Annotated in this window: 9 protein-coding genes; 4 read left to right on the top strand and 5 right to left on the bottom strand. The window is 33.5% G+C overall.

Annotation, left to right across the window (positions count from 1 at the left end; all coding sequences use genetic code 11):
• Positions 1-695 precede the first annotated feature (695 nt).
• Both ACE01U_RS16840 and ACE01U_RS16845 read left to right on the top strand, forming a co-directional pair.
• Positions 696-887 carry a hypothetical protein gene (locus ACE01U_RS16840; protein WP_395579999.1) on the top strand — a complete coding sequence of 64 codons (192 nt, stop codon included), beginning with the start codon at positions 696-698 and terminating at the stop codon, positions 885-887.
• A 140-nt stretch (positions 888-1027) separates the two neighbouring features.
• Positions 1028-2707 carry an Eco57I restriction-modification methylase domain-containing protein gene (locus tag ACE01U_RS16845; protein ID WP_395580000.1) on the top strand — a complete coding sequence of 560 codons (1680 nt, stop codon included), beginning with the start codon at positions 1028-1030 and terminating at the stop codon, positions 2705-2707.
• On the opposite strand, the gene ACE01U_RS16850 is transcribed toward ACE01U_RS16845, so the two are convergent.
• Both ACE01U_RS16850 and ACE01U_RS16855 read right to left on the bottom strand, forming a co-directional pair.
• Positions 2700-3734: a hypothetical protein gene (locus tag ACE01U_RS16850; protein ID WP_395580001.1), complete on the bottom strand. Its 1035-nt coding sequence runs from the start codon at positions 3732-3734 to the stop codon at positions 2700-2702. The genes ACE01U_RS16845 and ACE01U_RS16850 overlap by 8 nt on opposite strands.
• The gene (locus ACE01U_RS16855; RefSeq protein ID WP_081402697.1) at positions 3712-3966 is read right to left on the bottom strand and encodes a helix-turn-helix domain-containing protein; all 255 of its coding nucleotides are present in this window, start codon (positions 3964-3966) and stop codon (positions 3712-3714) included. The genes ACE01U_RS16850 and ACE01U_RS16855 overlap by 23 nt, the downstream gene beginning before the upstream one ends.
• A gap of 697 nt (positions 3967-4663) precedes the next feature.
• Between ACE01U_RS16855 and ACE01U_RS16860 the strand changes: the two genes are divergently transcribed.
• Together ACE01U_RS16860 and ACE01U_RS16865 are read left to right on the top strand one after the other, a co-directional pair.
• Positions 4664-5401 (top strand): hypothetical protein, encoded by a 738-nt coding sequence (locus ACE01U_RS16860; RefSeq protein WP_395580002.1) that lies wholly within the window; start codon positions 4664-4666, stop codon positions 5399-5401.
• Positions 5402-5553: 152 nt separating this feature from the next.
• Positions 5554-5973: a hypothetical protein gene (locus tag ACE01U_RS16865; RefSeq protein WP_395580003.1), complete on the top strand. Its 420-nt coding sequence runs from the start codon at positions 5554-5556 to the stop codon at positions 5971-5973.
• Positions 5974-6173: 200 nt separating this feature from the next.
• Here the strand turns inward: ACE01U_RS16865 and ACE01U_RS16870 are convergent, their stop codons facing one another.
• The 3 genes from ACE01U_RS16870 to ACE01U_RS16880 all read right to left on the bottom strand — a co-directional run.
• Entirely contained in the window at positions 6174-6740 is a 567-nt protein-coding gene (locus tag ACE01U_RS16870; RefSeq protein WP_395580004.1) for a plasmid replication DNA-binding protein, read from the bottom strand.
• A gap of 76 nt (positions 6741-6816) precedes the next feature.
• Positions 6817-7704, bottom strand: coding sequence for a replication initiation protein RepM (gene repM, locus ACE01U_RS16875; protein WP_000360254.1), 888 nt, complete (start codon positions 7702-7704; stop codon positions 6817-6819).
• Between the two features lie 595 nt (positions 7705-8299).
• On the bottom strand, positions 8300-8527 hold a 228-nt coding region (locus ACE01U_RS16880; RefSeq protein ID WP_395580005.1), incomplete at its 5' end, for a hypothetical protein.

Consider the following 8527-nt stretch of genomic DNA (forward strand, 5'->3'; position numbering starts at 1 on the left):
CAGGATCTCTTTTGGCCAAGCACTATCTTTACTGTCAGTTAAGTCAATTAAATGGATTGGGAGCCGGTACATACCGGCAATTTTTGGTTCACACACCACGCATCTAAAGATAAAAGCTCAAAATCCACGATTTATAAGGGGTACAGACGATTAATTATGATGAAGAATCTGATACCAAAAAATAGAAAGAAAAGTAGTTAAGTTATTGGTTTATATATAAATTAAATAATATCGCTGATGATACCAACAAAAGGCACTTTTTACACTTTAAGTTATTGTTTAATAAATATTTTTTTTGGTATCACTTGTACTGTTAGAATGATACCAGCATTATCTATTTTAATGTTAATTATCAATATCTTAAGTGGTATCAAAATATTCTCATAGTAAATGAATAACGATTTTGTCATCTTTACCAGTCGTTACGATAGAAAAACTGGCACATGACTGTACTGTTTTGACTTAAAAATGAGTTCCAGAAAGTGTACACGCAAGAATTGATTAAATATTTGATTTATATTGATTCGCATGTGTACACCTATGTATACATTAAATGACAGTAAGTTTCTAAAATCATTGAAAATATGCTGTACACATAGGGTATACAAGCAATGTACACGCTTTATGCATTAATTCAGGTATAACATATTGAAATTTATTACAAATAAGCGTGTACAGCTAAAGGGTGAAGTGTTATGTCAACAGAATTGGTCAACTCGGCAAGTATCCTTAGTTTTCCTAGGCCATGTGATTTCTGTGAATCAAAGGAAAATGTTCAAAAATTTGCAGGGTTAACGCTTTGTGGAAATTGTCAGGAAAGCATCCGGATCACCAATCCTGGCATGTTTGAAGCCAATGGTCAGATTGAACAAAAAGCCCAGGATTAACCTGGGCTGCGTATAAGAGAGTTTATGTTAAATAAACAGAATTACGTCAAACCATGGCGTTTACATACTTTATCTCTGCAACAATTATCCGATACATAGCTATAATCACTGATTATTTAGTAGTGGAACATTAAGCAGTCATGAATATCTCCCTCCCTCGATTTCAAAATATTCATGAAGATAAAAAGAATGGCGTTACATATACACCAGTTGAATTAGCTGAGTTTGTTGCAAAGAAAACCATTAGTTATTTTGATAGCCAATTGTTTTTAAATAAAAAAATTAAAATCTTAGATCCTAGTATTGGTGATGGCATTCTTATTAAAGAATTACTATTGAAGTTAGACACAGAAAAATTTTCTGAAATAGAAATATTAGGGGTTGATCTTGATAACTCTAATTTTGAACAAATTACTTCAACAGTTAAAGAGAAATATCCTAACGTTACATTGACGTTATTAATGGATGATTTTTTAGATTTTTATGATGCAAATAATGAATCAAGATTTAACATCATTATTGCTAATCCGCCTTACATCCGTACCCAAATTATTGGTAGTGAAAAATCTAAAAAGATAGCAAAGGATTTTAATTTAAAAGGAAAAACAGATATTTATTATGGATTTATGATGGCAATGTCTAGTTTGCTTAGTAATGATGGTGTGTTAGCTACTATCACATCAAATCGGTTTTTATCAATTAAATCTGGGCATGTATTACGAGATTATTTATTAGAAACCTTAGATATACAGTCTATTTATGATTTAGGGGATACAAAAGTATTTAGTTCTGCTGCGGTACTTCCTGCACTAGTTTTTTCTAGAAAGAATAATAACCAAATTAAGGTCGCCCCTGAATTTATTACTGTTTATGAATTGAAAAAATCAAAACAAGACCATAAAGAGGTGGAAACGATTTTTTCAGAAATAGAAGGTACTAACCAGCACATTAAAATTGGTAAGTCTAAATTTGAAATTATTAGAGGAATCTTAGATTTATCTAATTCTAAAAATAACGTATGGACAGTATCAACTAAGGAAAGTAATTCATGGTTAAGTAAAGTAACGATGAATACTTGGAAAACATTTAAAGATATTGGCCCAATTCGAGTAGGTGTCAAGTCTACAGCAGATAAGGTATTTATACGTGATGATTGGGATTCATTTGATCCTAAGCCTGAATTAATAAAATATTTGTTGACTAGCGAATGTGCGCAACAGTTTAAGGCTATCAGACCGAATAAGCCTAAAGAAATTATTTATCCGCACACAAGTGAAAATGGAAAGAAAAAAGCAGTAGATATAGATCAGTATCCTGCTACCAAACAATATTTAGAGGCTTACAAAGATCAATTAAGTAGTAGGGAATATCTGATTAAAGCAGGTCGAAATTGGTATGAATTGTGGGTTCCGCAAAATCCAAGTCTTTGGTGTAAGCCAAAGATTGTTTTCCCAGATATTTCTGAAAAGCCAAAATTTTGGATAGATTTAGAAGGAAATATAGTTAATGGTGAATGCTATTGGATTACACCAGATGAGAGTAAAGATAATGAATTATTATGGCTATGTTTAGCAGTTGCTAACTCTAAGTTTATTGAGCAGTTTTATGACTATAAATTTAACAATAAGCTCTATTCAGGAAAAAGGAGGTTTATGAAGCAATATGTTGAAGAATTTCCTATTCCTGATCCTGAATTACAGAACTCTCAAGAATTAATTAAGTTATCAAAGATGATTTATAACTTATTAGATCAGGAAGAAAGCTCAAAGCTTAAAGACAAGCTAGATGAACTTGTCTTTGAGGCGTTTGCTGTTAATTAAAAAAGTTTGCTGGGAGTGGTAATTGGATTTTTCCATTTACCACTTTACCTTGAAATTGAGTAAATCTATTGAAGAAGCTTTCCCCAGTAGTCACAACTAGATGAGTCAGTGTAACTAGACTCCCATTGGTTGTTCCGTAAAACACCGCATATCTAGTATCACAATGACGCACTAAAGTTGAATCTACTGGGAAGCCTAAATTATCCAAACTGTCAGGACAAACTAGCCCTAAATCGATAGTTGGAGAAGTCTGAAGCTTGACTTCCAATAGCTGATTTTTAATATCGGGGAATTTCCCATCATCAGCGTAGCTAGAATATCCTAAAGCTTCGCAAACTAATTTATGTAATCCAGCCCCACGATTACGTTCCTGTACTATGCCTGGATCACTAAAAGTTAAGCCAATGAGTGGAGAGAGCCTAGTGAATACTTCTTTAATAGAAAGTAATTCTTTAGATGATGGAAAACCTATTGGAGATTGAGTTGGTTTATACGTATCAGGTGCTAAATGACCTATCAACTGATCTGTATCAAGGGGGGATATAAGTTCTAATGGCTCATTAGGAGTAAATCTAGCTTGATATTTGGTAGTGATTTTGCCAGTTGTATCTAAAATAGAAAGTTCTTCACCATTGATAACTTTCACTTTATAAATAATATCATTCGTGTCAATGCCGATAATAACATAGCGTCTTTCAGCAGAAATCTCTTCATTCCAAATCTGTAAATTTCTAGATTTTTGATTATAGGTATCAAAATTTTGACCCGTAAATCGAGGTTGAACTTTCGGAAAAGTTTTTTCGATGGGATATCCTAGAATTTCACAAACCTTTTGTTTAACAACCTTTGATCTTGATTTTACAGCATAAGCACTAACATCAAAACCACACAATTTTTCATTTAAAATTTGTTCTAGGATTTCATCTGGAATCCATAGTTCAGGATGGCCAATAGTGATAGGGGTATGAATCGTAATACCTGCATTTTGGATATTACGAACATACTCATCTGCTGATAGTAGCGTCATTAAAGTCTCTTGGAATCAATAGTTCTGGAACAGTGATTCCAAGTGCTTCAGCAATTATCTCTAAGGAACTTAAAGAAAGATTTTTTTCACATCTCTCAATAGCTCCTATATATGTCCTATGCAATTTACAAAGTTCAGCTAACTCTTCTTGTGAAAGATTATTGGCTGATCTATAACTTTTTAGATTGTTAGAAATAATCAATAGTAGTTTATGACTAGGCTTACGAAACATTATTGGAAATCACTTATTTGAGTCCAAATAATGAAAATATGATGACAATAAATCGACAGACGATAAGTAGCATTAGAGGGTATAAGTCGTATTTAATTATGAAATTTTTCTACAATTAACATAATACGAATTATGTGAATCAAAAAAAATTGGTAATAAAAAAGCCCGACATCCTGTCGGGCCTTTTTACATTGGGTTGTGCGTTATACCGTTAGAGCTAGGCCCATTCCTTGAACAATTTTCTTATTCTTATTTTTTGGGAAACATCCAGTTCCCTTATGTCTGATCATAGGACTAAGATTTTAGTTATCCAATCCGCAAATTATCTAAATCTATGTACGCTTTGGCTTACAAAGTTGGCCTATTTTATCCCAAGAGTTGTCCGCAGAAATTGGGGATTATTTCTGAATCTGGACCATTGAGAAATCAGGAAAAAATGCAAAAACGAATGTTTTTTGATCAATTTTATTGGCTAAAAGTTACAGTTTTGCTTAAAAAGAAACCGACTTGCTTCCAAGTCGGTTGAACGAGAACGTTCCAGAGGGTATGAATAACGATAAGATACTGATCTTAAAGTAATATTAAAAATGCGTTTCGTATAACGCCCATTATGTTAAATGGGAGAAATTTAGTGAGTGAAAATATCTATTTTTCTTTATACTTATTATAATTTTTTGATTTAAATAAAATTTTAATTATGATTGATGGAAAGACTTTACCTTTACGGACAGATGTTCCTGAAAATGATTTAGAGACTTTTGAGAATAAACTTTTAAACTTATGCCAAGAATATTTTTTAGACCTTTCAAAGTCAGAACTTTTACAAACAGGTAGATCGAAAGATATTTTAGAAAAATATAAGGAAAATAAAAGTTTAAGTAATTTTGAACAAGCTTATATAAATGAGTACCTTCTAAGATCTTTAACTCAATTTTTACCAAGTTTTCTGAAAAGGACTGCAAATAAAGTTGAATTAGAGAGATTCACCGAAGAAAAAGTTCGTCAAGAAAAGTTGAGACAAGAAGCTATTAAAAAACAAAAGTTACTTGAATCAGATCCTGTATATATTGCAAAGCAAAAAGAACAAGCATTACTTAAAAAATATGAAATTAATGAATATATATCAGGTACTTTACCGAAAGAAATTTCAGAAATTTTAAGTAAATTAGAGGGTGATATCAGGCTTTCCCAAGATGAAGCTGTTTGGTTAAATACTATAGGAAAGAGATTCTTTAGTAGTAAGGTTCGTCATAAGTTTCATCGTTTAGAAGCTAATCATTATCTTCAAGAATTTGAAAAAAATAAGAAAAATATTTGGAATGCTATTAATGCGAGTAGCCAATTAAGAAAGTGTCAGGCAAGTCTTGAAGCAGAAGAATTGCTAGAAAAAATTTCGATTGCTGGCATAAAAGACAAAAAACTATTATCCGCTTAAAAGACAAAAAACTATTATCCGCTTACTTCACTACCCTCGGCGGTGTTAGACGTGATCTTCGAAAAGTTGAAGTTGCGATTGATAATGCTTCTAAAGCTCATACTTTAACACCTGATAATTATCGTCCATGTACGTTATTAGGCGCTATTTATATGGAGACCCGTCAGTATACACTTGGGCATGAATGGTATGAAAAAGCTAGTGAACGTGGAGCACCAAAACAATCAATTAATGCCGATCTAAAAAGCATTCTTTCTAAAATGGATAAAGCTCAACGGAATGAAATGATTGAGCACTTATTAAAATTAGATTCTTATACATACTCATGGCTAAAGTCTTTAAAGGCAGCCGTAGTCAATAATCCTAAAAGTAAACAAGATAAAGTTGAGCAACCAGTAAAATCTCAAAAAAAGGCATCGCCATCACAGAGTAAAAAGAATGTTCAAAATAAACAGCCTAAAAATTCTGAAAAAAGTTTACAGAATCTTTTAGAGCAGGGAGCTAAGGCACACAATTTAAAGCAGCCAGTGAACCTATCAAAATCTTCATGTATGAAACCTAAGAAGAAGTAATTTTATTATTGAGTTTCGCTAAAATTAACATAATACACCTTATACGAAATGCTTGAATTTTTCTTATAAGCATCAATATCTTAGTCAAAGCCGTTCTAGGGTTCAGCGCACTGGAACGGCTTTTTCATGATTATTCACGTTCCACGCCTATTTTTTGATCAATGTTTCACAACTTTGATTAGTACACCTAAACAAGCCTCTTAGCCATTCGGCAAGAAAAACCGGCTTAACCACCCTCTTTTCGGCTGCTCCGGTTCAACCTGATCCGGCACCGGAATACGCTTATTTTCTGTTTCGACCGGAGTAGTCAATCCGTCATGTTTAGCTTCTGCTGTGTCCGGTTCTGGAGCTGTTTTGGCCATGCTTGGTTGCAGCTGTTCTTGATCGGTAAACGTAGTCATATTGGTTTTTGGGGCTTCTAATAGACGTTGCATTGCCTCAATTTGTTCGTCCTTAACATGTAACTGATCATTCTTAGCTTTTAATTCATCTCGTTGAAATTTCTCACGGTCATGAGCCTGTTCTAGCTGTTTTTGAAGCATGTGAACCTGTTGTTCAAGCAGGTGAACTTCTGACAACTTTCGTGTTTCTGTTGTCTGTGAACTGTTCACATGTTTAGATGGTTCACCAAAGACTCGAATAGCTTCAGAAAGATCAATTTTACCATTGCTATTCTTACTCAAATTACCTTTATTTATTTGTTTATAAACGGCTTGACGAGTCATTCCATAGAGGTTTGAAAGTTCGATAACAGATAGTGATTTCATGTTGTAATTTAGGTTGTCTATTATGTGAACTAAGATACATTAAGAAACAGTCAACCGCTACATACACAATCAAACCTCACCCTTTAAAACCTAAATTCCTAAGATGAGGAATAAATTGCTTTTGTTGTATTGGATCTCTAAGCATTTCTTTTATTCTTGATGCCAGTACATCATAGCTTTCTCCTTGAGCTGCTAAATGCGATAGCTCATGTAAGCGAGAAAGCTGATTGCCAAACAGATTGATTTGAGCGTCTGTTAGTTTATAAACCTTATCTTGTTCGTTCTGTTGATTAATACTTTTTGATTTTTCTTTAAATGAAAAAAGAATATGGGTGACTTTACGACCAGTTTTTTTCTGCTCATAGGAAACGCTTAATGGGCTGCATTCATTTATTTGGTCTACAGCAGTATCAATTACCCGTTTTTTGAAATCTGCAAATAATGGGTATTTTTTGCCAAGCTCCAACATGCTTCGTAAGCTCTCAACAGAGATTTCACGCTTACCTATTTGTCTATATTGCACCAATAATTCATAAATACGAATACCATATCCACTATTGATCCCCGCAATATCTGATAGAGCATACTTAGTAAATTCTCTACTTAAATTAGATATGAAGGGCAAGATAGGTTTTGAAAAACGAATACCAATGATACTTTGACTATCCAAAAACTGGATCTCTTGTACCCACCTCATTTTTATAGATTTATCATCAATACTAAGATTAATAGATCTTTCATAAAGTCTATTAATACCTTCTTTTAAGTCTCTGTATGCGGTTTTTTCATGTACTCCTAATAGCTGTAGTTCATTAACGCTTACAGGGTATAACTCATCATCAGTAATAGGCTGGCTCTTCGGAATACGTGAAATAGCTGCCAAGACGATACGCTGTTCTACAGCACTTAATTGATAGGAAGCTTCTATAACTTGATTTGATTTAACAATTTGATTCTTATCCAAAATAAAACCATTGATTTTCTTTTATATATGACAACTATATACTTGTCATATTTGGTAGTCAATCCGTCATAGTTAAGTAGTCAATCCGTCATAGTTAGTAGTCAATCCGTCATAGTTAGTAGTCAATCCGTCATATTTAAACGTTGAAAAGCTTGCTCCATAAGGGATACAGCTCAATGAAAAGATTTAAAAGATATAAAAATAATTAAAAAGACGTTTGAAAAAATTGCCCTTGGTTTTCGCTACGCTCAAACTCTATTGAATCTCGCTTTCGCTCGATTCGTGGGGCAATTTTTTAGATCATCCTGTTGTGACTTTGAGAAAAAGCAAAGGCAAGAGCAAAAGAAACTCGGAATTCGCTTCGCTCATAAAGCTTTTTTACTCGCTACGCTCGATCTAAACTCAATTTTCTGCATGTGATTTACGCTTATTTAGGCTTCACAGCCTAAAAAGCTGTTTTTCAGTGAGTCTAGGTGCGAATTTTGTTGCTTCGCTCGTAGACACTCGCTCTATTCATCCCGATTAGAATAAAAATAGCCTCTATTTGGCGCTCATTTGCGTTTTTTGACCTGATTACTCATTTCAATAGTAGATTCTATGTCCTAAATAAAAACGTGGCCAAAATCGCATGTGAGAGCGTTTTAACTTGGGTTTTATTTTTGATCTCTAGACTAGAGTTCCCGCTTATAGATTTTTCCCTTAGAAGCACAATAGTCAGGATCTCTTTTGGCCAAGCACTATCTTTACTGTCAGTTAAGTCAATTAAATGGATTGGGAGCCGGTACATACCGGCAATTTTTGGTTCACACACCACGCATCTAAA

Origin of the sequence: Acinetobacter halobius (genome assembly GCF_044130335.1) — a bacterium.
Lineage (GTDB): Bacteria > Pseudomonadota > Gammaproteobacteria > Pseudomonadales > Moraxellaceae > Acinetobacter.

Bases quoted from the DNA above. Each gene is read 5' to 3' on its own strand.
- ACE01U_RS16840 (WP_395579999.1), top strand. From the start codon at position 696: ATGTCAACAGAATTGGTCAACTCGGCAAGTATCCTTAGTTTTCCTAGG.
- ACE01U_RS16845 (WP_395580000.1), top strand. From the start codon at position 1,028: ATGAATATCTCCCTCCCTCGATTTCAAAATATTCATGAAGATAAAAAG.
- ACE01U_RS16850 (WP_395580001.1), bottom strand. From the start codon at position 3,734: ATGACGCTACTATCAGCAGATGAGTATGTTCGTAATATCCAAAATGCA.
- ACE01U_RS16855 (WP_081402697.1), bottom strand. From the start codon at position 3,966: ATGTTTCGTAAGCCTAGTCATAAACTACTATTGATTATTTCTAACAAT.
- ACE01U_RS16860 (WP_395580002.1), top strand. From the start codon at position 4,664: ATGATTGATGGAAAGACTTTACCTTTACGGACAGATGTTCCTGAAAAT.
- ACE01U_RS16865 (WP_395580003.1), top strand. From the start codon at position 5,554: ATGGAGACCCGTCAGTATACACTTGGGCATGAATGGTATGAAAAAGCT.
- ACE01U_RS16870 (WP_395580004.1), bottom strand. From the start codon at position 6,740: ATGAAATCACTATCTGTTATCGAACTTTCAAACCTCTATGGAATGACT.